This window comes from Thermococcus kodakarensis KOD1 (assembly GCF_000009965.1).
Classification (GTDB): domain Archaea; phylum Methanobacteriota_B; class Thermococci; order Thermococcales; family Thermococcaceae; genus Thermococcus; species Thermococcus kodakarensis.
On sequence record NC_006624.1, the window covers coordinates 995,812 to 1,020,714 of the forward strand.

Annotated in this window: 20 protein-coding genes; 10 read left to right on the top strand and 10 right to left on the bottom strand. The window is 52.9% G+C overall.

Annotation, left to right across the window (positions count from 1 at the left end; genetic code table 11):
• Positions 1-11: 11 nt before the first annotated feature.
• Positions 12-1,118 (bottom strand): ATP-binding protein, encoded by a 1,107-nt coding sequence (locus tag TK_RS05615; RefSeq protein ID WP_011250090.1) that lies wholly within the window; start codon positions 1,116-1,118, stop codon positions 12-14.
• 112 nt (positions 1,119-1,230) lie between these two features.
• On the opposite strand from TK_RS05615, the gene serS reads away from it, so the two are divergent.
• Positions 1,231-2,598: a serine--tRNA ligase gene (gene serS / locus TK_RS05620; RefSeq protein WP_011250091.1), complete on the top strand. Its 1,368-nt coding sequence runs from the start codon at positions 1,231-1,233 to the stop codon at positions 2,596-2,598.
• Between the two features lie 60 nt (positions 2,599-2,658).
• On the opposite strand, the gene nth is transcribed toward serS, so the two are convergent.
• Positions 2,659-3,399, bottom strand: a complete 741-nt coding sequence (gene nth, locus TK_RS05625) for an endonuclease III domain-containing protein (RefSeq protein WP_011250092.1) — start codon at positions 3,397-3,399, stop codon at positions 2,659-2,661.
• Positions 3,368-3,796, bottom strand: coding sequence for an ATPase (locus TK_RS05630; protein WP_011250093.1), 429 nt, complete (start codon positions 3,794-3,796; stop codon positions 3,368-3,370). The genes nth and TK_RS05630 overlap by 32 nt, the downstream gene beginning before the upstream one ends.
• A gap of 96 nt (positions 3,797-3,892) precedes the next feature.
• Between TK_RS05630 and TK_RS05635 the strand changes: the two genes are divergently transcribed.
• The 3 genes from TK_RS05635 to TK_RS05645 are packed head-to-tail and all read left to right on the top strand — an operon-like array spanning position 3,893 to position 6,121.
• Positions 3,893-4,363, top strand: a complete 471-nt coding sequence (locus TK_RS05635) for a PadR family transcriptional regulator (protein ID WP_011250094.1) — start codon at positions 3,893-3,895, stop codon at positions 4,361-4,363.
• On the top strand, positions 4,360-5,346 hold the full coding sequence (locus TK_RS05640; protein ID WP_011250095.1) for an ATP-binding cassette domain-containing protein: 987 nt from the start codon (positions 4,360-4,362) through the stop codon (positions 5,344-5,346). The genes TK_RS05635 and TK_RS05640 overlap by 4 nt, the downstream gene beginning before the upstream one ends.
• Positions 5,347-5,350: 4 nt before the next feature.
• Positions 5,351-6,121, top strand: coding sequence for an ABC transporter permease (locus TK_RS05645; protein WP_011250096.1), 771 nt, complete (start codon positions 5,351-5,353; stop codon positions 6,119-6,121).
• Between the two features lie 14 nt (positions 6,122-6,135).
• Here TK_RS05645 and TK_RS05650 read toward each other — a convergent pair whose 3' ends face one another.
• Positions 6,136-7,371, bottom strand: a complete 1,236-nt coding sequence (locus TK_RS05650) for a phosphoglycerate kinase (RefSeq protein WP_011250097.1) — start codon at positions 7,369-7,371, stop codon at positions 6,136-6,138.
• A gap of 96 nt (positions 7,372-7,467) precedes the next feature.
• Here TK_RS05650 and TK_RS05655 point away from each other — a divergent pair, with 96 nt between their 5' ends.
• Positions 7,468-9,600, top strand: a complete 2,133-nt coding sequence (locus TK_RS05655; RefSeq protein ID WP_011250098.1) for a restriction endonuclease — start codon at positions 7,468-7,470, stop codon at positions 9,598-9,600.
• Here TK_RS05655 and TK_RS05660 read toward each other — a convergent pair whose 3' ends face one another.
• From TK_RS05660 to TK_RS05680, 5 genes are all read right to left on the bottom strand, one after another.
• The gene (locus TK_RS05660) at positions 9,601-10,212 is read right to left on the bottom strand and encodes a hypothetical protein (RefSeq protein ID WP_011250099.1); all 612 of its coding nucleotides are present in this window, start codon (positions 10,210-10,212) and stop codon (positions 9,601-9,603) included.
• A 123-nt stretch (positions 10,213-10,335) separates the two neighbouring features.
• Positions 10,336-12,024, bottom strand: coding sequence for an acyl-CoA mutase large subunit family protein (locus TK_RS05665; protein ID WP_011250100.1), 1,689 nt, complete (start codon positions 12,022-12,024; stop codon positions 10,336-10,338).
• Positions 12,025-12,112: 88 nt separating this feature from the next.
• Positions 12,113-14,326, bottom strand: coding sequence for a COG1470 family protein (locus TK_RS05670; RefSeq protein WP_011250101.1), 2,214 nt, complete (start codon positions 14,324-14,326; stop codon positions 12,113-12,115).
• The gene (locus tag TK_RS05675) at positions 14,323-15,141 is read right to left on the bottom strand and encodes an ABC transporter permease (RefSeq protein ID WP_232500628.1); all 819 of its coding nucleotides are present in this window, start codon (positions 15,139-15,141) and stop codon (positions 14,323-14,325) included. Before TK_RS05675 ends, TK_RS05670 begins: the two co-directional genes overlap by 4 nt.
• 3 nt (positions 15,142-15,144) lie before the next feature.
• Positions 15,145-16,083, bottom strand: coding sequence for an ABC transporter ATP-binding protein (locus tag TK_RS05680; protein ID WP_011250103.1), 939 nt, complete (start codon positions 16,081-16,083; stop codon positions 15,145-15,147).
• 63 nt (positions 16,084-16,146) lie between these two features.
• Here TK_RS05680 and TK_RS05685 point away from each other — a divergent pair, with 63 nt between their 5' ends.
• The 3 genes from TK_RS05685 (at position 16,147) to TK_RS05695 (ending at position 18,017) form a co-directional block, all read left to right on the top strand.
• Positions 16,147-17,013 (top strand): MBL fold metallo-hydrolase, encoded by an 867-nt coding sequence (locus TK_RS05685; RefSeq protein ID WP_011250104.1) that lies wholly within the window; start codon positions 16,147-16,149, stop codon positions 17,011-17,013.
• A 117-nt stretch (positions 17,014-17,130) separates the two neighbouring features.
• Positions 17,131-17,412: a hypothetical protein gene (locus TK_RS05690; protein WP_011250105.1), complete on the top strand. Its 282-nt coding sequence runs from the start codon at positions 17,131-17,133 to the stop codon at positions 17,410-17,412.
• A gap of 119 nt (positions 17,413-17,531) precedes the next feature.
• Positions 17,532-18,017, top strand: a complete 486-nt coding sequence (locus TK_RS05695) for an Hsp20/alpha crystallin family protein (RefSeq protein ID WP_048053707.1) — start codon at positions 17,532-17,534, stop codon at positions 18,015-18,017.
• Positions 18,018-18,128: 111 nt separating this feature from the next.
• Here TK_RS05695 and TK_RS05700 read toward each other — a convergent pair whose 3' ends face one another.
• Positions 18,129-18,545, bottom strand: a complete 417-nt coding sequence (locus tag TK_RS05700; protein WP_011250107.1) for a hypothetical protein — start codon at positions 18,543-18,545, stop codon at positions 18,129-18,131.
• Between the two features lie 426 nt (positions 18,546-18,971).
• On the opposite strand from TK_RS05700, the gene TK_RS05705 reads away from it, so the two are divergent.
• On the top strand, positions 18,972-21,362 hold the full coding sequence (locus tag TK_RS05705) for a CDC48 family AAA ATPase (protein ID WP_011250108.1): 2,391 nt from the start codon (positions 18,972-18,974) through the stop codon (positions 21,360-21,362).
• Between the two features lie 102 nt (positions 21,363-21,464).
• The gene (locus TK_RS05710; protein ID WP_048053708.1) at positions 21,465-24,845 is read left to right on the top strand and encodes an Eco57I restriction-modification methylase domain-containing protein; all 3,381 of its coding nucleotides are present in this window, start codon (positions 21,465-21,467) and stop codon (positions 24,843-24,845) included.
• Positions 24,846-24,903: the final 58 nt, after the last annotated feature.

The window sequence follows — 24,903 nt, forward strand, 5'->3', positions numbered from 1 at the left end:
CACCGATCTGGCTAATACGATCCATATTCCCGAGCCCACATCTCGTACTTTTTGATTAATGCAGGCGTAATTGGACTCTTTATTCTCCGCAATCCGTATCTAAAATCTTCCATCTCAATTGGGCGTACAGTGAGCTCCTTCCCTACTAGAGATGGGATAAGCTGAGGCTCCGAAAGTTCGGGGTTCATGTCACTCAGCATTTTGGTTATGGCCAGTCTGGCAAGGTTTGCGAGATCCCTTCCCGAGTATCTCCGTCTCACGGCTTCCTTAGCTACGGCTCTCAGATTAGCCTTAACCCTAAAGCCGGATAAATGTATCCTCAGTATTTCAACCGCGGAACTTTCGTCGGGGAGCGGTACGTATACCCTAAGAGGAAACCTGGAAAGGATGGCATCATCAAGATCCCACGGCCGATTCGTTGCCGCGAGGGTAACAACACGCTCATTGGTGTCTGAACGCTTAAAACCGTCAATCTCAACGAGAAAAGTCGAAAGAACCCTTCTGGCAGCATCCTCGAGGGAGGAGCGCTTCATGGCCAGCGCATCGAACTCATCTATAAAGACTATGCTAGGACTTTTCTCCCTGGCGAGGTGGTAAATGGAGGCAACAAGCTTGGACGACTCTCCGAAATATTTACTCAGAACGTCGCTGACCTTAACGTTCAGAAACGTCGCCCCGAGGCTTCCCGCCACTGCACTCGCCAGAAGGCTTTTGCCAGTGCCGGGTGGCCCGAACAAGAGAATACCCTTCCAGGGTTCGAACTTCCCAGGAACCCTGGCGAGGTGAAGACCTATAGTCCTCGATAGTACTTTTTTTGCTTCCCATAGCCCACCTACATCGTCCCAGGCAACCCTCGATGTCTGCACAACGTTGGGCAGATTAACGGACTTTCTCTGGGAATATCTATGGCCGTTCTCCAGCTCCCCCGCTCTTTTCTCCCATTGCTTGGCCATCTCCAGGTAGTAGTCGGAGAACTCCAGGTTTAGAGAAGCGAGTTCTCGGAACAAGCCGGCGCATTTAATAGCAAGTACCCTTGCCCTTGAAAATTCTCCCCTCTCCACAGCGTCCCAATACGCTCTCTCGTATTTTGAAATCAATATCTCATGGGATCTCTGCATCTTATTCTGATTCTCGCGGCTTCTTATAGGAATTTTGTGTAGGTGGTTATGTATGTGGTATCACCCAAAAACCTTTTTTATAGGTAGACCCTTCTCAGTTGAGGTGGAGAACATGCTTGACATAAAGCTCATCCGCGAAAACCCAGAGATAGTAAAGAGGGATTTGATAAAGCGCGGTGAAACCGAAAAGCTGAAGTGGATAGATGAAATCCTCGAACTCGACAAGAAGTGGCGCGAGAACCTGAAGAAGATCAACCAGCTCAGGAAGGAGCGCAACCAGCTGGCGGTGCAGATAGGCAAGAGGAAGAAGGCCGGAGAGCCGATAGACGACCTCCTGAAGAGGAGCAACGAGATAGTGAAGCAGATAGAGGAGCTGGAGAAGGAGAACGAGGAGCTGAAGAAGAAGATCGACTACTACCTCTGGCGCTTGCCCAACATCACCCACGAGAGCGTCCCCGTTGGTGAGAGCGACGAGGACAACGTCCCGATAAGGTTCTGGGGCAAGGCCAAGGTCTGGGAGGGCTTCCTCGAAACCTTCAAGGAGCAGAGCCTTGGGAAGATGGAATACGAGGTTCTCAGCTGGAGACCGAGGCTCCACGTTGACATGCTCGAACTCCTCCGCGGTGCTGACCTCGAGAGGGCCGCTAAGGTGAGCGGTGCCAGGTTCTACTACCTCCTCAACGAGCTCGTTATCCTTGACCTTGCCTTGATACGCTTCGCTCTGGATAAGCTCATCGAGAAGGGCTTTACTCCAGTAATCCCCCCATACATGGTTAGGCGTTTCGTTGAAGAAGGTGCAACCACCTTCGATGACTTCGAAGACGTTATCTACAAGGTCGAGGGTGAGGACCTTTACCTCATCCCGACCGCTGAGCACCCGCTCGCTGGCATGCACGCCAACGAAATCCTTGACGGAAAGGACTTACCGCTCCTCTACGTCGGCGTAAGCCCGTGCTTCAGGAAGGAGGCAGGAACTGCAGGAAAGGACACGAAGGGAATCTTCCGCGTACATCAGTTCCACAAGGTCGAGCAGTTCGTTTATTCAAGGCCGGAGGAGAGCTGGGAGTGGCATGAAAGGATCATTGCCAACGCCGAGGAGATATTCCAGGCACTTGAGATTCCCTACCGCGTCGTGAACATTTGTACTGGAGATCTAGGCTACGTAGCAGCCAAGAAGTACGACATAGAGGCCTGGATGGCTGGCCAGGGCAAGTTCAGGGAAGTGGTTTCGGCGAGCAACTGTACCGACTGGCAGGCGAGAAGGCTTAACATCCGCTTCCGCGACAAGACCCACGAGAAGCCCAGGTTCGTCCACACGCTCAACTCAACTGCCATAGCAACCTCAAGAGCCATCGTTGCTATCCTCGAAAACCACCAGACGGAAGAAGGTGTAGTAAAGCTCCCGAAGGCCCTCTGGAAGTACACTGGCTTCAAGGAGATACTGCCAGCACACATGAAAGAGAAATGTTGTCAGGACTGAGGGTATCTCTTCTATTTCCTCTTTGAAGATTAAAGAAGAGACCAAAGGAAAACCTCAATATCATCTCCTTGTGGGCTTTCTAGCATTCCCTTTGATATCCTCGTCAGTTACAAGGCCCTTCGCGTAGGGGCAGAACTCTCTCAGCGGACATTCTTCGCACTTGGGGTTTATCGGCCGGCAGATACTCCTTCCGTGGTCAACCATGGCGTGGTTGACGTATATCCACTTCTCCTTCGGGATGAGTGCAGTTAGGTACTCTTCGACCTTTTCAGGGGCAACCCTCGGCGGTGCCAGGCCCAACCTTTTGCTTATCCTGTTAACATGCGTATCCACTGGGATAGCCTGTTTTCCAAAGCCGTATGCCAGAACGATGTTCGCACACTTCCTCCCGATTCCCGGGAGCTTCATAAGCTCGTGAATGTCATCCGGGACTTTTCCCCCGTACCTCTCAAGGATTATCTTGGAGGCCTTAACTATCCACTCGCCCTTCGTCTTCCAGAGGCCAACTCCCTGCTTTCTTAGAAACTCCTGCATCTCCTCGACGGGGGTGTTCGCTATTGTCTCAATGTCCTTATACTTCTTAAACAGCTCTTCCCAGACGCGGTAGGTTACCTCATCGCGCATCCTTTGGGAGATTATGCAGTGGACGAGCGTTCGGTAGGGGTCGCCGATTAGGAGCTTTTCCCTCGGGTGGGTCTTCATGAGGATTTCAACTATCTTCTCGGCCCGCTTTTTCTTTTCCTCCCAGCTCTCCTCAAAGGTGAAGCCCTCAAGGCTCAATGACCGTGACTTTGCTTCCATGGACTACCACCACCTTCCCTTCTGCCACCCTAACTTCTTTCAGTTCCTCGAACTCCCTGCTATAAATCTTTTGCCCGCTCCAGTTGTAGATTCGAACTTCGTTTTCGAGGACGATGACGAGACCTTTTGAGAAGGGGAGCACCTCCCGAACTTCTTCATCGAATTCGAGAGTTATCTCCTTCACCTCGCTTCTCGTTATCTCGATTCGGGTGTTTTTCGAGACCTTCATCGGGCTTGGATCGGCGAGGACAACTTTGTAGGCCAAAGGCCTCCCGAGGAGGTCTATCTCAACCGTCTCGCCAGTTTTTACTTCTCTGCCCACTAATTTCGAACGGATAATCTCCTCAAAGCCAGCCGGGAGCTCAGCGTCGAAGAGGGGTTTGAGTACTATCTTCATAGTCCCCACCTAACCGTGAGTTAGGGCGGAGGGTAATAAGCGTTCCTAAGAAAGCTTTATAAACTCGACATATCAAACGATATATCGGTGAAAGAAATGGAGAAGCCGAAGTTCAGGGGACACCTCAAACTCCTCGTTTTGAAACTCCTTGAGGAAGGTCCGCTCCACGGGTACGGCGTAATGGCGGAGCTTGAGAAGAGGTACGGCATGCCCCAGCCGAGCCCTGGGGCTATATACCCCATCCTAGCCTCCCTGAAGAGGTCAGGCCTCATTGAGGTCGCAGGTGAGGGAAAAAGGGAGAAGAAGCTCTACCGCATAACCGAGAAGGGAAGAGAGTACCTCAAAGAGCATGAATACGAGGTGAATGAAGCCATTGAGACCGCAGAGCGCTTTAGGGAGTTCGCCCGTCTCGGCGGCAGGGAGCTGGCGGAGGTTCTCAAAGAGACATTCAACTCGATCAACGAATTGGGTGAAGAGCAGAGAAGGGCCCTCGCGAAGGAATTTGCAGAGTTCACGAAGAGGGTTAGGTTAATTCTTTTGGGTGAGATAAAGGAGGGAACGGAATGAGCGAAGCATTAGTTGTTGAGAACCTCGTTAAGAAGTACGGGGACTTTGAGGCCGTTAAAGGGGTCTCCTTTAAGGTTAAGAGGGGAGAGATATTCGCCTTCCTCGGGCCGAACGGGGCAGGGAAAACAACCACCGTGCACGTTCTCACGACGCTTTTGAGGCCGACCTCGGGAAGGGCGATCGTCGCTGGCCACGACGTGGTTGAGGAGCCGATGGAGGTGAGGAAGAGGATAGGCATAGTCTTTCAGGATCCGAGCCTCGACAGGGAGCTTACCGCGTGGGAGAACATGTACATCCACGGGAGAATATACGGGCTGAAGGGGAGCGAACTGAGGGAGAAGATAGAGCGCCTCCTCAAGTTCGTCGAGCTCTGGGAGTTCAAGGACAAACCAGTCAAGACCTTCAGCGGCGGGATGCAGAGGAGGCTTGAGATAGCGCGCTCTCTCCTCCACGAGCCCGAGGTTCTCTTCCTTGATGAACCCACGATAGGCCTCGATCCGCAGACGAGGGCGCACATCTGGGACTACATTCGCGCCATGAAGGAGGAGCACAATATGACGATTTTCCTCACGACTCACTACATGGACGAGGCGGAGATGTTAGCGGACAGGATAGCCATCATAGACCACGGAAAGATAATTGCCGAGGGCACCGCGGAGAAGCTCAAAAAGCTCGTCGGAAACGACGTGATCTATTTTAAACTCGACGCTCCCGAAGAGCTCAAGTGCCTCGAAAGTGGCTTCATCAGGGGCTGTAAGGTTCTTCCCGACGGCAGGGTGGCGCTTGAGGTGGAAAACGCTGCCGAAGCGCTCCCGGGACTCTTCGAGCTCGCAAATGAGAGGGGCATCAGAATCCTCGAGGTCACCTACCACAGACCCACGCTCAACGACGTCTTCCTCCACCTGACTGGCAGGGAGATAAGGGACGAAGGGCCGGAGAACCCGATGGCTTCCTTCGTGAGAATGAGGATGAGGAGGAGGTGAGAGGATGGAGGCACTAACCACAATGGCCTACAGGCAGCTCAAGAGGTTCAGCAGGGCGAGGTCGAGGGTAATCGGGATGATAATCAACCCGCTCATCTGGCTCGTCTTCTTCGGCCTCGGGTGGAGCAAGGTCTTCGACAACCCCATGACGAAGATGATCTTTGGGGGAGTGGACTACTTAACGTTCCTCGCGCCAGGTATCTTTGCCATGACGGTCTTCAACATGAGCTTCATAGCAGGAGTAAGCGTTATCTGGGACAAGCAGTTCGGCTTTCTCAAGGAAGTCCTTGTTGCTCCCGCATCGAGGAGGGGGAGCATCCTGGGGAGGATAATCGGTGACTCACTCGTGACGCTCGCTCAGGGAACGATAATCCTCACCCTCACCTACCCGCTCGCGGAGAGCCTCAAGCTGAGCGGATTCCTTCCGGCCCTCGGAGTCGGCTTCCTGCTCTCGATGGCCTTCTCGGGCTTTGGCGTCAGCCTGGCTTTGAAGATGGAGAGCATGGAGGGCTTCCAGATGGTGATGATGGTCCTCATGCTCCCGCTGACCTTCCTGAGCGGCGCGATATACCCAATAGACACCATGCCAGGCTGGATGAAGGCCTTAGCTTACATCAACCCGTTAACTTACGCCGTTGACGGCGCGAGGCACTTCCTCGTGGGGGCCAACGTTGCCAAGTTCTCGCTCGCCGTTGATTTAGGTGTTCTGACCGTCCTGGCGGCCCTCCTGGTGGGGCTGGCCATGGTTGAGTTCGAGAGGGCAACGATAGGTTGAAGGGGAGGGCTCCCTCATTCTTTTACCCTGTCTTTGAACCTTTCGTAGCTTATCTTCAGCGCCTTCAGGACGGGGAGTTCCTCTCCCGCGAAGAAGCTCAGCATGGCCCCACCGCCCGTTGATATATGGCTTATTCCAGTGATGTTGTACCTGTAGATGCTTGCTATTGAATGGCCACCGCCCACCACCGAGAAGGCGGGGCTTTCGCCGATGGCCCTGAAAACACCGACCGTACCAACCGCAAATTCTTCCCTCTCAAAGACGCCCATCGGGCCGTTAGCCACTATTATCTTTGCACCTATCAGTATCTCGCGGTACTTCTCCACGGTCCTTGAGCCTATGTCAAGGATGGGATACTGGTCAAACAGCCTCTTTTCGCCGCCCAGGAGATCAACCTCAAGGCGCTCGCCTTTGTAATCAATGGCAAAGTCCACAGGCGTTCTGACATAGGGATAGAACTCGTCGAGTATCTTCTCCGCCCAGTCCACAAGCTCAAGGAGACCTTTCCTGTGAAGGAACTCTATGTTGGCATCCCCGAGGTCAAAGCCCTTAGCGAGCGTGAATATCTGCCCGACGAGACCACCAGTGAGGATGAGATCCGCTTTCCCCTTCCGCAGGACGTTCTCGGCAACGCGGAGGGAGTCATCTACCTTTGCACCGCCCAGGACGTAAACTCTCGGCCTCTCCTCGCTCTCGTAAGCTTTGCTCAGTGCATCAACCTCCGTCTCCATAAGCTTCCCCATTATCATCGGCTTAAGGCGGGCGAAGCCGACGAGGGAGGGCTGGCTCCTGTGGGCAGTTGCAAAGGCATCGTTAACGACGTAGTCTATTAACGGCGCAAGCTTTCTCACGAAGAACGTCTTTTCGCACTCCTCAATTGACCTGTTGAATACCTCTTCAGCTGAGAAGCGGAGGTTTTCGAGAATTATAGCCTCCCCTGGCTTCAGGGAGCTTATTCTCTCCCTGGCGTATTTCCCAAAGATGTCCTCGACGTATTCAACTTCCTGGCCGAGAAGTCTGCTCAGGATTTGGGCGTGCTCCTCGGTGGTTATGTAGTCCCCCTTGTAGGGTCTGCTCTGGTGGGTCGCTATCACGAGTTTCGCCCCGTTGTCGAGGAGGTGTTGAATCGTTGGTAAAACCGCCCGAAAGCGGGCGTCGCTCGTTATCCGTCCTTTTTCAACGGGGGAGTTAAGGTCAGCCCTCAGAAAAACGGTCTTTCCCTCGTAGGTGAAATCTGTGATTCTGAACATCACATCACCGAGAAAGTGTTAAATAGAGGTTTTAATAAAAGTTTATTTGAACACTCTTGGTGGTTACAATCCAGAGTACATGAGGACGGTGAGAGGATGCCTTGGACTCAGGACATCGTGAGGATGCTGTCCCGCGAGGATATCATTGAGTACTTAGCAGAAGTCCTTGATAAGATGGGATTCAGAAACCATGAGAAGGTTGCAGATCGGAGCAGGTGGGGTGTTGACATAGTAGCGGTAAGGGATGATCCGTTGGCGGGCACCGAAAAGCTTCTGATAAAGGTTCATACCGGATCGCTGGCATCTTCTAAAGAAGTTAGCGTTTTTGGCGATCTTATTGACAGATACAAAGCCGATAGAGGGATTCTTATATCTCCCCTGGGATTTACAAAGGACGCGAGAACAGTTGTTGCTAAAGAGTATAGGGCGAGGATTATACTCTGGGACGCCGAAAAGCTCGCGAAAACGTTTTCCAACTACGGGATCAAAGTTCCCGAAATCAAACCCCAAGAATCCGAGGAAAAAGCGGAAGAAACTCCCCTCACCAAGTTTGAGCTGGACGCGCCTCTCCTGTTTGAGTTTTCGCCAGAAGGGGTCCTCAAAGCCATAGCCAGGGAAGCCAGCAGAAAATATCCCATAAAGCCCGAGGACATAAAGATCTCCTTCCTCAAAGTGTATCTCTCGACGGCATACATAATTTCCTGGTCAGCGAGAGAGGGGGAGAGCGAAGAAAAGGGAAAAGCCCTGGTGTTCTCGGAAGAAAAAATAGTTTCCCAAGCTCAGTCAGACCCCAAACTGGCAACACCCGTTAAAAAAGCCCTTCTAAACGACAGGTCTGAGATATACGCAACTGAGAGAGAAATTGAATCCTCCCTCAGTCCCAGCGAATCCGTTCTTGTGCTTAAGAACACCCTTTCGGAGAAGCTCGGCGTTCCAGAGAGCAATATAACGATCCACGAGCGGAAAAAAGTGTACGTGCCCACAAAAGCGGAGGCCGAGCTTAAGGTGGGTGCCAACAGGGCGAGGGCTGTGGTGGATCCGAATACCAACGAAGTCCAGCTTGATGTGTCCGAATTGCCCGACGAGTACTTCCTGCAGACCGTTACAGAAATTCTCATGGATAGAATCGGCGAGGAGCCCCTGGAGTCAAAGATTGAAAGGAACAACGGGAAGGTGAAGGTTTTTGGCAAAACCGAGCGCTTCAACTTCGAGTTCAAGTTCAACGGGTATACCGGTGCCGTGGTATATGAAGAATCCCTTATCACCGATGAGGCCCTCAGGGAGCTCATAAGCAACAAGTATCCAGCCGGAACCATTTTGGACATCGAGAAGGGCAAGAAGGTTGCGATTGTTGAGGTTGGGCTCAAAGAGGGCATAGTAATCCTCGAGGTCAACCTTGAGAACGGAGAGTTGAAAGAGATTACCACGCTTCCTTCGCCGGAGGAGGCCTTCAAAAAGGCAAAGCCGATAATAGAGAACAACTTCCCAGTGAAGAACCTGAAGCTGGTCTCCAGCAGAGTCCTCGAACACAAGTTCTTAGAGATAACAATGGAAGGAGAAGGTGGAAAGGCGACCGCAAAAATAGACGGGGATACAAAGGACGTCCTTGACTACTTCGTCGAGATTACACCTCAGAAGGCAGAAGAGCTTGTACTCGCCAAATATCCAGGCTACAGAACACTTGGCGTATCAGAATCGGACGAGGTTTACACGGTAGAAATAGAAAACGACAAGCATAAAGTTACCGTGAAGGCAACCAAGGACGGGAAGATCCTCGAAGAGGCAGACAGGGTTCTGAAAAAAGAAGTCGCCGAGAAAATAGCGGAGGAGAAAGTTAAGGACATAGACGAAACCGCAGAGATAAAGGGGATAAGGCTAGACGGAGATTGGGTCGTTGAGTTCCAGGGAGGCAGCAAGGTCGGAAAGCTCGTACTCGACAGAAAAACGGGTGAGGTAAAGGAAGAAAACGTCAGGTTTACAGAGCTGGCGCTTGAAGAGGCTTTCCACGAACACCTGAAGAAGCTTTACGGAGAGACCGAGTTGAAGACGGAGAGGCTCACGCACTACAAGGAGGAAGGGTACATCCACATAAAGGTCGCAGGAAAGAACAGCCTTTACTATGCGAGAATAGACACGAAAACCGGGAAAATACTGAGCGAGGACAGAGCGCCGATAAAAGGAATAACTGCAAAGCTGAAGCAGCTCCAGCTGGAGAGCAAGTACAAGTGACTAGGCCATCAGCATGTTCTCTATCATTTTTATTGCTTCCACTATCTTCCTCTCGGGCTTCTCCTCGTTCTTTGGTATCTCAAGGTTTATGACGAGCCTCTCTTCCTTGCTGTCCTCGAAGTCGTAGATTTCAAGCTCCTCGACCTCAACGTCCTCGAAGATGCTCTCCAGTTCGGGGCTAAGCACCTTTTTGTCGTTGCCGTAAACCTCAACGCGGACTATATCGTCAGTCGTTGAGGCCACAACAACTATCTCGTAGGGGCCAACCTTCTTGGTGAAGCGGAAAGCGTTTCCATAGCCCTCAACGTCCTCTTTAAACCCAAGCTGAAGCATCGTGCTCCTTATGGCTTCGGTCTTGCTCTTTATCCTGTTTAAAACTCTCTCACGGAGCTTGTAGCTCTCCTCAAGGGCCTTCTTTATACCCTCACCCGCTTTCTCAACCGGGCCTTCCCATATGCCGATGATCTTGATACCTGAAGAAGTCGGCTTAAGCTCAATCTTAAGGGAATCAACGTCAAAGTCTCGCAGGTCGTCTATCTTAAGCTCGCCGAGGGTGAGTATATCAAACTCAATCCTCACGACGTTTCCAAAGGCTTTACCTTTGAACTTCACCCCCATCACCAAGAGCGGCTTGAAGCGTCGGTTTAAAAACCTTCTGTGTGATGAGGGCGAAAAATTTTCACAAATGTGGTGGCCTGCAAAAGTCGTAGAAATTGAGGGAGAAAAAGAAAGCCTTCAGAATATCAGCGGAGCCCTGTACTCGCCCCAGACTTCCCTAAGGACGTCAGTGACCTCACCGAGCGTGGCAAGGTGTCTGTGGGCCTCGATGATGTAGGGCATGAGGTTCTCGTCTTCGGTTTCGGCTGCCTTCCTGAGCTTGTCGAGGGACTCCTCAACTTTCTTGCTGTCCCTCGTTGAGCGGAGCTTCTTGAGCCTCTCGATCTGCTTGTCCCTGATGCTCGGGTCGACTTTGAGTATCTCAACATCAAGGGGCTCGTCAACGACGAACTCGTTCACACCGACTATGATGCGCTTCTTCTCCTCGACTTCCTTCTGGTACTTGTATGCCGAGTCAGCTATCTCCTTCTGGATGTAGCCGCGCTCGATTGCCCTCATCATGCCTCCCATCTTCTGAATCTTCTCGATGTACTTGAGGGCCTCTTCGTAGATGTGGTCTGTGAGCCACTCGATGTAGTAGGCGCCTCCGAGCGGGTCAACGGTGTCAACGACGCCGCTCTCGTAGGCTATTATCTGCTGGGTTCTCAGGGCTATCCTCACGCTCTTCTCGGTCGGGAGTGAGAGCGCCTCGTCGTATGAGTTGGTGTGGAGGGACTGTGTACCGCCGAGAACGGCCGCGAGGGCCTGAATCGCAACACGGACTATGTTGTTCTCGGGCTGCTGGGCGGTGAGGGTTGAGCCGGCGGTCTGGGTGTGGAAGCGAAGCATCATTGAGCGCGGGTTCTTTGCGTGGAACCACTCCTTCATGATGTATGCCCAGAGCCTTCTAGCGGCTCTAAACTTTGCTATCTCCTCGAGGAAGTTGTTGTGGGCGTTGAAGAAGAAGCTCAGCCTCGGGGCGAACTTGTCAACGTCCATGCCCCTCTCTATGACTGCCTTAACGTACTCGATACCGTCAGCGAGTGTGAAAGCGACCTCTTGAACGGCGTTTGCTCCAGCCTCCCTGATGTGGTAGCCGCTTATCGAAATTGAATTCCACTTCGGCACGTTCTCAGCACAGTACATGATGATGTCCGTGGTGAGCCTCATGCTCGGCTGGGGCGGGAAGATGTAGGTACCCCTCGCTATGTACTCCTTCAGGATGTCGTTCTGGACTGTTCCTCTCAGAACGTTCTGCGGGACGCCCTGCTTTTCAGCCACGAGGATGTACATGGCCAGAAGGTTGGCCGCGGTGGCGTTGATTGTCATGCTCGTTGAGACCTTGTCGAGCGGGATTCCATCGAAGAGTATCTCCATGTCCCAGAGGGAGTCTATAGCTACACCGACCTTTCCGACCTCGCCCTCGGCCATCGGGTGGTCGCTGTCGTAACCCATCTGGGTCGGCAGGTCAAAGGCGACGCTCAAACCAGTCTGTCCCTGGCTGAGGAGGTACTTGTAGCGCTTGTTACTCTCCTCGGCCGTTCCAAAGCCGGCGTACTGCCTCATCGTCCAGAAGCGGCCGCGGTACATGGTGGCGTAAACGCCGCGGGTAAATGGATACTCACCAGGGAAGCCGAGCTTCTCAAGGTAGTCCCAGTCCTCGCCGAGGTCAGCGGGAGTGTAGAGGCGCTTTATCTCGAAGCCGTCATCAGTCATGAACTTCTCCTTTCTCTCGGGAGCCTTCTCGAGGAACTTCTTAACGGTGGTCTCGTTCCAGCGCTCCTCTTCCTCGCGGATCTTCTTGAGCTTTTCCTTATCGAACGTCATTCCTGATCACCTGACCCTAATTGGGCACTGGAGTATAAAAACCTTTTACATAGCTCAAGTTTCACCTTGCTATTGGATAAATTGTCCATCAGCCGAGGCGCCGTTCGAGAGCAATGACCACCACCAACAGGAGGGCCAGGAGAGCCACTGTTAGCTCGCCGGAGTACTTCCCAATGCCGCTCACTGAAACGGGAACTTCCTTCGCTGTCATAGTTAGAGAAACGTTCCCTGTGCCAATTATGGATATGGCTACGAAATCCTCGTATGGCCTTAGAGGAACTTCTCCCGACACATGCTCCCCTTTACCTCTGAAAGCCCCCTTGAAATCAGCGGAGAGCGGGTCAAAGTCTTCCCTCTCCCTGTTGAGGGTGAAGTAATAGACCCTAACCTCAACCGGCCGATCAGCGTTAACATCAAGGGCAAGCTTCTTCCCGCGGAGCGATGTAGCGTTTAGGATGAACGTCTTAATTCCCTCTCCGAACTGCTTTGGAAGGAGCTCAAAGCTGATGTTCTCAGGCTTCCTGAGGTAATCCGCAACAAGAAGAACGGCGTCGAACCTGTCGCCCTCGAGCATAAGCATGAAATCAGACTCGTTGAACACTACAAAATCTGGCCTTCCCTTCCCCTGGCTTGAGGAGTGCAGAATCTCCCCACTCGAAGAGAGAACGTGAAGGGTGATGTCCAGCCCTGAGCGGACGTAATTGCCGTATGAGAAGGCTATCTTCTCCCCAGGATAGTGTTCGAACTGAATCGGTGGGGTCAGAGACTTAGCGGCGACTCGGTATGGAATTCCTACAAAGTGCGTCTCGGCGGTAAAGTTCATCTTCGCCAGCCAGTTGTCGCCGTAAACGGGCAGGAACGCCAGACCGTATGCCTCGAACTCCAGAGGGATTACATGCAGGTTTCCATTCTCGTCCCTGACTGTTACGTTGAATCCGACTGGCACACCAACGGAGAATCCCCTGGGCAGAGAGGGCACGTCAATAACCAGAACCACCTGGGCCGAGCCGTCCACGTTAAGCTCCTCGACCTCGCTTTCCCCGGAGTAGAACTTCCAGCCAACCGACTCCGGAAGGCCTTCGACGCCAAGCTTCACCCTGCCCGAACCGGAGAGAACGAGTGCATAGCTGCCCTTTCCACCGAGGGGGACTTTTATACTCGTTGAGAGCGCCTCGACCGAGATGCCGGAAGCGCCAGCCTCGGCCGTGAAGGAGAAAGTTCCCGAGTCGGAGGAAGCTAGGATGGTTGGATACCTAACCTCCTCGGGAACCTTGAAGGTCAGCGAGACGCTCTCCCCTGGCCCTATGGAGACCTCTGAATATGTTGGACTTCCCACCACAACGCCGTTTTGGGTCACGCTGACGAAACCCCTGAAAGGAGACTCCCCCGTGTTTTTGAGGACAACCCTGAGATGCTCCCCCTCCCTGGAGATGTTTTCGAGAACCAGAAGCGCCGGCCTGAAGTAGAAGGTCTGCTGGATTACTTTTCCGTAATCAACCACTACCGCTCCCTGGTTTATAAAGTTGGAGAACTCCACCCAGCTGGTTCCCCGCTGGAGCAGGATTTTCTTCGACTCCAAAACCATGTTACTGCTGTAAAGGAGGCTGAAGGTGGCGTTAACCGGGTCGCCTTTGTTAAGAACCTTTACCTTAACACCTTTACTGCCCGTTATTTCCTCGATTTCAACCTGAGGCTCTAAGGTTCCAAGGAAAACATCCTTTGAGATGCCCTTCTCCTTTAGACTAAAGACCAGCGTCTGGCCCGGGTTTGGAACCTTGAAAACTATCTCTTCGCCTGGTGCAAGGTTCAGCTCCACTTCCTTTAGGACAGTGCTTGAGGAAATGGGAAAAGCGCCTTGAGAAGACGACGAAACAGAAAGAGTGTCGTTGAGCGGATAAAAGCCCGTGTTTTTAATCTTTACCTTGGCGTAGGTGTCGAAGGCTTCTATGACCTCAACACCGAAGTCGTACTTCTTCATAACTCTCACGCTTGTATAGTTGCCGAGTATGTGAGCGGTGAGCCTCTGGTTCTGGCGGTCGTATGAGCCGATGACGTAAGTCACGTTGCCCACTGTGATGTTTTCGCCGAAAGCGAGAACGGAATACGTTTCTTCTCCATGACTCGAAACGCTCACGAGGAACCTGTCCCCGCTCTGGCCGGGGTCAAAGGTAAAGACCTGGCCGTCCACTATGAGGACTTCATCGATTCCTACTTCAATGGAAAGAGCTGTAGCCTGCCCGGCCAGCAGGATGAGGAGGAAGACCGCGAAAGTGAGGGTTTTCACGCGCGCCATCGTTCTCATCCCCTGTACTCCCTTCTGTAAAGCCCGAGGATCGCAAGCATCAGGCTCAGGAGCATGACCGATGCGAAGAACACCAGCGTCGTTGACGGGTCGCCCTTGTAGACGTCAAGCCCCGTGTGGAGCGTGAACCTGTCCCTCAAGAGAACTCCGAGCTGGTAGTTGAGCGTGAACCTCTCGGGGTCGTCGAAGAAAGGCAACTGCGGGAGGATGAACTGGGCGACGAATATCACTCCAAAGCTCGCCAGAGAGGCGTAGAGGGGCCTCGAAAGAACCACTGAGAGGGCCATTGCGAACGCTCCTAGAGAGCCGAGCAGGAGGATGGTCACCTCAAGGGAGTAGAGCAGGTCACCGAACGTCGCCCTAAGGCCGGTGAAACCTTGCTTGTAAAGCAGAACCATATAAATCTGCATGACCAGGTAGGGCAGTCCGAAGACCACCAACATTCCCGTAAGCCCGCCGAGGAACTTTCCGATGACGAGTTCGCTCTTTCTAACGGGTTTCGTCAGGAGAACCCTTATCGTACCCTTGTCTATCTCGCTTCCAAGGAGTTCGCTCATCAGGATTATGACCACGAGCTGGCCTATGACGCTCGCCCAGAAGTTGACGAGGTAAGTGGAGAAGTTAACCTGGAAGGATATCCTGAGCGCGCGCGTGCTGTACTCGGTGATCTCTTCGTGGGTGAAGAAGTAGACGACAACTGGGAGGAACATCAGGAGGGTCATGAGCTTGAGGCGGCGGGAGCGCAGTAACCTTTTCACTTCCATCCCGTATATTATCCCGAGCCGCGATTCAAAGGAAAAGTGAGAATCTTTCAAACTTCACACCTCCTCGCCCACTCCAAACTTCTCCATCAGGATTCTCTCAAGCGGACTCGTGTGCGGCCTGAAGAGCTTCAGTCTGATGCCGTTTTCCACGAGGTACTTCGGAAAGGCCAGGAAGAACTCGTCAAGAAAGCGCGGATCAACTTTGACCCTGAGGATTCCCTCCTCTTCCCAGGCCTCACGGATGTAGGGCTTCTCACGCAGGAACGCCATCGCCTTTCCATTGTCGCTGGTCAGAACGTCGTAGTCGTCCTCCTCAATGCTCGCAAGCTCCCTGACCCTGCCCTGGGCGAGCATCGTACCGCGGTTTATCAGCCCGACGTAGTTGCACATTTTCTCGACCTCGCTGACTATGTGGGAGCTTATGAAGATCGTCTTGCCTGCCTTGGCGAGCTGGATGACCTTCCCAATAAACTCCATTCTCCCGAGGGGGTCGAGGTTCGCTGTTGGTTCATCCAGTATGAGGAGCTCTGGGTTTCCCATCAGCGCCGCGGCGAAGCTCGCCCTCTGCTTCTGACCGGAGGAAAGCTCCCCAATCCTGTTCATGGCCAGCTTACCAATTCCAGCGTACTCCATAAGCTCCTTCGCCTGCTCCATGGCGTCTTCCTTCTTCATACCAGCCAGGCGGCCCATATAGACCAGAAACTCGAAAATCGTCATGTCTTCATAAGCTATCGGCACCTCGGGCATGTATCCGACCCGCTTCATGATCTCAACCCTGTCGTTGGGCATCCTCAGGCCAAAAATCCGTATCTCGCCGTAGGTAGGCCTCAGTGCCCCGGTCAGCATCTTTATAGTGGTCGTTTTTCCCGCACCGTTTGGCCCGAGGAAGCCGTAAACGACCCCCTTAGGCACTTTGAGGTTGAGGTGGTACACTACGTTCCTCTTGCCGAAGAACTTGGTGAGCTTGTTTGTTTCTATGACGTAAGTTCCCATCTCAACACCCAAAGGAACATCGAAACGAAATTAGTTAAAGGTTTCGGCATTACTCTCTAACCGATGATGCTTAGAAACATCGGTCTGGACAGTTCGGCACGGTTTGCCTTTCAGAGCCACGCCCACACGGATCACTTTGTCAGCGGTGAAGTTATCTTCGCAACAAAGGCGACCAAATATCTCAGTCATCTCAGGAAGGGGGGCTTCTATCGGGAAGTGGAGTTTGCAAAAACTTTCTACATCGGCGATTTCAAAGCGAAGCTCTATCCAGCGGGCCACATGCTCGGCTCGGCCGGAATAAAGCTCTGGCTCGAAAACGGGACGCTGTTCTACACTGGAGATACCAAGTGGTTCAAGCTGAGAACGGCGGAGAAAAGCCGCTTTCCCAAAGCCGACGTTCTCATAATCGAGGCCACCTTCGGCGTTCCGAGCTTCACGTTTCCATCCCCCAGGGAAGCTGAGAAAAAACTGGTCGCATTCGTTGAAGAGGCTCTTGACAGGGGAAAGCGCCCAACCCTCTATGTGAACCAGATGGGGAAGGCGCAGGAAGTTATGAAAATCCTGGACGTTCACGGGATCACGGTGAGGCCAAGCAGAGAGATGCTGAAAGTGGCGAGGGTTTATTCAAAATTTGGGGTCAAATTTGGAAACATCACCCATGAAGGGGACGTAGTTTTAAGGTCGTACCGCTCCCCCAAGGTCGAAAACTCACTCTCTCCCTGGGAGCTTACCGTTTCCGGCTTTGGAAGGCTCAAGCTGAGCAACCACGCGGACTTTTGGGAGCTGATGAAAATCATAGAGAAGGTAAAGCCCGAAAGGATCTTCACGGTGTACGGCTTCTCCAGGGAATTTTCCAGGATTTTGACCGGGCTTGGATACGAAGCCCATCCAATTGACAAGGACTCCGATATATACGGACTACTTTTTTGAACAACTGTTAAACAGACTGCCAAAAACCTAATAAACTTCTAAAATTGAAGGTTATTTTCGAACAAGCTTCACATATTCGAAGTGCTGTTTAGTTATTTTGAACACGGAGGTGGTGGAATGCAGAGGCTGAGGAAGAAACCGAAGTGGGTGACAGGACTCAGGCCCAGACTTGAGACACTCTTCAGTGAAAGGGCCATCGGGGAGGGACTGTTGGTAGGTCGAGGAACGATAAGAGGCGACATGGTGGAGGTTACCCAGCTCAAGTTCTCCGGCGGGCGGGTTAAAAAGCCGATAGTTGAAGTCGAGGGCAACGAGCTGAGGTTCATATACCCGATCAAGAACGGTGAGAGCCTTGAGGGGATATACTACTCTCTAATGGGCTTTCTGAGCAGGGTTTGAGTTTTTCAGAGTTCTCAAACCCCAAACTTTTTGCCATTTTGGTAACTTTCGGAGAGAAAAATTTTTAAAGGGCTATTCTTTAATAACAATTGGTGAGAAAAAGGCGGGGGGTGAGAAAGATGGTCTGGAGGAGGGACCGCTACTGGGACCCGTTCGACATCATGAGGGAAATCCAGGAGGAGATTGATGCAATATTCCGCGACTTCATGCGCGGCCCGAGGCTCTGGAGCTACCGCGAGCCAGGTGAGAGAATAGAGGTCAGCGAGACCTGGAGGGAGCCGTTCGCAGACATCTTCGACAGGGGCGACCGCTTTGTTATCACCGTCGAGCTCCCAGGTGTTAGGAAGGAGGACATCAAGCTCCGCGTTACAGAGGACACCGTTTACATCGAGGCCCAGATGAGGCGCGAGAAGGAGCTCGAGCAGGAGGGTGCCATAAGGATCGAGCGCTACTACAGCGGCTACAGGAGGGTCATCAGGCTTCCAGAGGAGGTCATCCCGGAGAAGGCCAAGGCCCGCTACAACAACGGCGTCCTAGAGATCGAGATTCCGAAGAAGAAGCCCACCAAACCCGAGAAGGAGGGCGTTGAGGTCAAGATCGAGTGATTTTGAGTTTTTCTGATTTTTCTGCTTTACTCTCTGCAACAGCCGGATTCTGCCAATTGGATGGGGCTTGAATGGGTACCTAGCAGAGTATTGCCGGTTCTTAGTTTGAAATCACCTGCTGCTCGCAAAGTGCTTTTTCAGATCCTTCATCAGGTCGTACACTATGTTTAAGAACAGCTCCATGTCGTTGCCGAACAGCCTGCGGGTGTCGGCGATGACCTCCGGGTATGTCTTCAGCCCATAGGGCTTGCCGTCTATGATTGCCACGAGGTCACCGTCTATGAGGTACGCCTCGTGAAGGTCGAGGTAGTGTAGGAGTTGCTTGAGCTTCTGCCTGACCCACTCAAAGGGCAACGGCTCGGCATAGGTTTCGAAGAGGGCAAAGGCGACCCGGTTGAGATCTTCAGGAAAGCTGGCGAGAATCTCACTTTCGCCGTCCTTGGGCCTGATGACGTAGAACCCCTTCGGGCCGAGCGCTACCACAACCGGCATCACGTCGGAGAGAGTTGTTTGGGCTTTTCCTACCATTTGGTACCACCTCCAGAGTTCTTAAAATTGGAAAAACGAAAATTTCCCGGGACAAAAACGGTTTTTGTACGGTAGTGTTGGCGGTACTTTTGGCATCAGCAAAAAAGCAACAGGAAGTTGGTGTTTTGGTGGTGTTGGTGGGTGTTGGTTGTGGTGTTTGGGTTTGGGGTAGTAGTGGTGTCTCCATACATAAGAAAACCATAAACAAAAATGCAAAATTTTTGCAAGCACATTTTTGTACTCCAAAAACATTGACTCATTGATCCAGCCCAATCTCTTCTTAGTCTATTCTGCCTCTACGCACGCCTTTCATTACCGCGATGCAGGGGCCACATTTTGGTAACCTCACTTAAGAAAAATCGAAAAGTTTATAAAGGGTTTGTCCTTTAGTAACTTACGGTAACCAAAAACTAAGAGGTGATGCTCATGAGTGAGAGGAGAGAGGTCAAGCTCAAGGTTGCCTCTGCCTACCAGAGGGACGTTGGCAGGGGGATCGTGAGGATTGACAGGAAAGCCATGCGCGAGCTTGGCGTCCAGTCAGGTGACATAGTCGAGATCATAGGTACCAAGAACACCGCTGCAGTTGTCTGGCCAGCCTATCCAGAGGACGAGGGGCTTGGCATCATAAGGATGGACGGTACGATCAGGAAGAACGCCGGTGTTGGTCTCGGCGACGAGGTCACCGTGAGAAAGGCCGACGTCAAGGAGGCAAAGAAGGTCATAGTCGCTCCGACTGAGCCGATACGCTTCGGCGCTGACTTCGTCGAGTGGCTCCACAGCAGGCTCGTCGGAAGGCCCGTAGTCAGGGGAGACTACATCAAGATCGGCATACTCGGCCAGGAGCTGACATTCGTAGTTACCGCCACAACTCCAGCGGGGATCGTTCAGATAACCGAGTTCACCGACTTCCAGGTGAGCGAGAAGCCAGTTAAGGAGGTCAGCAAGGCAACCGCCCTCGGAGTGACCTACGAGGACATAGGTGGCCTCAAGGACGTCATCCAGAAGGTTAGGGAGATGATAGAGCTCCCGCTCAAGCACCCGGAGCTCTTCGAGAAGCTCGGCATTGAGCCGCCTAAGGGTGTGCTCCTCTACGGACCACCGGGAACGGGTAAGACACTCCTGGCTAAGGCCGTTGCCAACGAAGCCAACGCTCACTTCATAGCCATCAACGGACCGGAAATAATGAGCAAGTACTACGGCGAGAGCGAGGAGAGGCTTAGGGAGGTCTTCAAGGAGGCTGAGGAGAACGCGCCGGCGATAATCTTCATTGACGAGATCGACAGCATTGCGCCGAAGAGAGAGGAGACCCACGGTGAGGTCGAGAAGAGGGTTGTCAGCCAGCTGCTAACGCTAATGGACGGCCTCAAGAGCCGCGGAAAGGTCATAGTCATCGGTGCCACCAACAGGCCGGACGCGATTGACCCGGCCCTGAGGAGGCCTGGAAGGTTCGACAGGGAAATTGAGGTCGGCGTTCCCGACAAGCAGGGCAGAAAGGAGATACTCCAGATCCACACCAGAGGAATGCCGATCGAGCCCGAGTTCAGGAGGGACAAGGTAATCGAGATACTCGAGGAGCTTGAGAAGAACGACACCTACCGCGAGGCCGCTGAGAGGGCTATCATGAAGGTCAAGAAGGCCAAAGACGAAGAGGAGATCAGGAGGATCCTCAGGGAGACCGACGAGAAGCTCTACGAGGAGGTCAGGGCGAAGCTTATCGATGCACTCCTCGACGAGCTGGCTGAGGTTACGCACGGCTTCGTCGGTGCCGACCTGGCAGCACTCGCCAGGGAGGCTGCAATGGCAGCTCTCAGGAGGCTCATCAACGAGGGCAAGATCGACTTCGAGGCCGAGTACATACCGAAGGAAGTCCTCGACGAGCTCAAGGTCACGAGGAGGGACTTCTACGAGGCCCTCAAGATGGTCGAGCCGTCAGCTCTCAGAGAGGTGCTCCTGGAGGTTCCAAACGTCCGCTGGGACGACATCGGCGGCCTTGAAGATGTCAAGCAGGAGCTCAGAGAGGCAGTCGAGTGGCCTCTCAAGTATCCCGAGGCATTCATGGGTCTCGGCATAACACCGCCGAAGGGAATACTCCTCTACGGTCCGCCGGGAACCGGTAAGACTCTCCTCGCCAAGGCAGTCGCCAACGAGAGCGAGGCCAACTTCATAGCAATCAAGGGTCCAGAGGTGCTCAGTAAGTGGGTCGGTGAGAGCGAGAAGAACATCCGCGAGATCTTCAGGAAGGCTCGCCAGGCCGCACCAACCGTGATATTCATCGACGAGATTGACGCCATCGCCCCGAGAAGAGGAACCGACGTGAACAGGGTCACTGACAGGTTGATCAACCAGCTGCTCACTGAGATGGACGGAATCCAGGAGAACAGTGGCGTGGTCGTCATTGGTGCCACCAACAGGCCGGACATTATCGATCCAGCACTCCTCAGGCCAGGAAGGTTCGACAGGCTGATACTTGTACCAGCTCCAGACGAGAAGGCCAGGCTCGAAATATTCAAAGTCCACACCAGAAGAGTACCGCTTGCAGGTGATGTTGACCTTAGGGAGCTCGCCAAGAAGACCGAAGGCTACACCGGCGCAGACATAGCGGCAGTGGTCAGGGAGGCTGCGATGCTCGCCATGAGGAGGGCCCTGCAGGAGGGCATCATAAGACCCGGCATGAAGGCCGACGAGATAAGGGGGAAGGTCAAGGTCACCATGAAGGACTTCGAGGAGGCCCTCAAGAAGATCGGGCCGTCAGTGAGCAAGGAGACCATGGAGTACTACAGGAAGATCCAGGAGCAGTTCAAACAGGCTCGCGGATGATCCAGGGGTCGTAACCCCCATCCCCTAATTTATCTCTTTTTGAGCTCTTTTGAACTCGACCGTGGAGATAACATTTTAAGCCTTCCAGTTGAAACCTTTGCGGTGGTGCTTTTGGAGAACCTGGAACAGGTTTATGAGAGGATAAAACTGGCCGCTAAACAGGCCTCAAATGAGGAGGAACTGCGGCACAACGTTTCTAAGGTTCTTGATGAGATTGCGAGAGAATTTGGAGTATCTGGCAGGCTGGAGAAGTCAACTCAGCTCCTTGAATCAAAGAAGGTCTTTAGGGGCAGGATAGACGCCCTCTATGGCGGTGTTATTATAGAGTACAAGTCTCCAGGAAAACTGAAGGAAAAGCAGGCATTTAACTCCGCCCTCGACCAGGTCATAAACTACATCAAATCAGAGGCCAAAAGCGAGGAGTTTTATCCGTATTACCTTGGAGTGCTCTTCGACGGTTCAACGATAGCGTTTGTTAGGTACTGGGGAGGCAGTTTCAAGGTCAACGGCCCGCTTCCGTTCACGTTTGAGGCCTTTGAGCACCTCGTTGATGCCCTCAGGGGCCTGACGAGGAAGCCCCTCGATGCGGAGATGCTTTTGAGGGACTTTGGGCCAAAAAGCCGGATAACGGAAGAAGTCCTCAGAGCGTTCTATAGCGCCCTTGAGTCGCCAAAATCGGATAGAACTGAGATGCTCTTTGAGGACTGGAGGAGGATATTCTCCCAGGTCTGCTCCTACACCCCGGAGAAGCTGAAGAAGCTGGCCGAGTTCTACGGGTTCAAGGAGGCCGACCCCGAGAGGCTGACCTTCGCACTGCACACCTACTACACCCTTCTGATGAAGCTCATCGTCAGCGAGATAGTCAGCGTCCTCTCGGAGGGCCTGACTGGTTCCGTACTGGCGAGGCTCAACGAGAGCTACCTGAGCGATGTTGAGTCCTTCAGGTTCGTGCTCACCGAGCTTGAGGACGGGGGACTGTTCAGACAGCTGGGCATAAGGAACTTCCTGGAAGCGGACTACTTCGCCTGGTACCTTGAGGAGTGGAGCGGAGAGGTGGCTAGGGCAGTTTATGAAATCACTAAGGCACTCATGGACTACGAACCCGCGACAGTTGAACAAACCCCTGAGAGGGTGGAAGACCTCTTCAAGAGGCTCTACCAGAACCTCGTCCCGAGGGAGATAAGGCACAGCCTCGGGGAGTACTTTACGCCCGACTGGCTCGCGGAGCTGACGCTGGACGAAGCTGGTTACGATGGAAACCCCGAAAAGAGGGTTCTCGACCCGGCCTGCGGCTCCGGGACTTTCCTCGTGCTGGCGATAAAGAGGGCGAAGGAGTGGGGGCTGAGGCACTGGGGAACCTCTGCCGATGCCCAGCTCCGGCTCCTTGAGTCAATAACGAGCAACATAGTCGGGATAGACCTCAACCCGCTGGCAGTCCTGGCGGCGAGGGGCAACTATCTCATCGCCCTCGGGAAGCTCATACGCTACAGGGTTGACGACATCACGATACCAGTTTATCTAGCCGACTCGATAACAGTAAGTACGAAAACATCAGCCAGGGGAGGCAAGAGGATAGCCCTCAAGACGGTTGCCGGTGAGTTCGAGGTTCCCAAGGAGGTCATAGACTCAAAGCTGATGGACAAGGTTTTCCAGGCCATAGAGGACGGCCTGAGGCGGAACATGAAGAAGGGGCAGTTCATCGTTTACCTTCACATGAAGCTCGGCGGAAAGAGGCTTAGCGACGATACCATTGATGCCATCTCCGTTCTGTACGAGAAACTGTGGAAGCTTGAGCAGGAGGGCAAGGATAGGATATGGACGAGGGTTCTGAGGAACGCCTTCGCACCGCTCACGATAGGGAACTTCGACTTCGTGATCGGGAACCCGCCGTGGATAAACTGGGAGAGCCTGCCAGAGAACTATCGAGAGCTGACGAAACCGCTCTGGGAGTACTACGGGCTTGAAAAAGGCTCGGGTAAGGGTATGGGCAGGGTAAAGAGGGACATGAGCATGCTCTTCGTCGCGAGGACATTCGACCGCTACCTCAAGCCCGGCGGGAGGCTGGCCTTTCTTGTTCCCTTCACGCTCTTCAAAACGCAGGCGGGAGCGGGATTCAGAAGGTTCCTCACCTACGGAAGAAGACGGGAGCCGAGGATACCCGTTAAGCTCCTGAAGGTTCACGACCTCGTTACACTTTACCCCTTCGAGGGGGCCACCACGAGGACTGGCCTATTGGTCATCGAGAAGACCGAGAAGACCGAGTTCCCGGTTCCGTTGATTGTCTGGAACTGGCCGGACACCAGGGGGGCGGACGTTGAGGCAACCCTTGAAGAAGTGAAGGAAAAGGCGGCGATTCACCAGCTCGTCTTCATGCCGATCGAGGAGGGGAAGCCAGAGAGCCCGTGGATGATGACGACGGTGAAGGCCTACGAGGGGCTTAAGAAAGCTTTGGGGAGCTCGGAGTATAGGGCCTATGCTGGAGTTTTTACAGGATTAGATGGAGCTTACTGGGTTGAAATTATTCGTGAAGTTGCCCCAGGGAGAGTACTAATTCAGAATGTCGGTAAAACCATGAAAAAGTCTATCAAAAGAGTCCAGAAAGTTGTAGAAACAGATCTTATATTTCCAGTTCTACGCGGAAAGAATGCAAAAAAATGGTACTGCAACCCAGAAGGGTGGATACTCCTGCCAATAGACAAAAACGGTGATATCATTCCACCTTCAGAGCTCAAACTCAAGTATCCACTGACATATGATTTCTTTACAGCGCTCCTAGATGAACTCATAAGCAGAAATGCAGAACCCTTTAAAACAAAGTTAAGAATTTACAAGGAAAAGCCAATTGAAATAGCAGAAAGATCAGGAATGCCTTTCTATGCAGTCCTTAACTCACAAGTCTCAATAGCTCCATACAAAGTTGGTTGGAAACATATATCCGGAGCTATAAGCGGAAAAGCCCAATTGGATGTTTTCGTGATACCAACTTTACAGGACAAACCAATGATTCCAACTCATGGCATTATGCACATTCCCACATCCTCAGAAGACGAAGCCCACTACATCGCCTCGATACTCAACTCCACAATAGCCCGCTTTATCGTTGCCAGCTATGGCCTCGAGGTCCACATAACAACTGACGTTCCAAAGAGAATTTACATTCCGACCTTCGACCCATCTAACCAACTCCACCTCGAACTCGCGGAGCTTTCAAAGAAGGCGCACGAAATAGCGAAGGAAAAGTACGAACTCCTTGACCGGATAAAGTCCCTCAAGAAGTCCCTGAAGGGCACCAGAGGCGAGGAGAGGAAGAGAATAAAGGACGAGATTAGGGAACTCGAAGAAGAACTCGCCGAGGTTGAGAAGAAGCTTGGGGAAGTCGAGAAGGAGATAGACGAGAAAGTCGCCGAGCTGTACGGCATAACCTGGGAGGAGCTTGAGGAGATAGAGCGGCTCTACACCGTGCTCATGAACGCCGAACCCTGATAAATAGGGCAGAGAGCAGCGAAGCCGAGAAAAACAGTATGAAAACCGGAAACTAGCG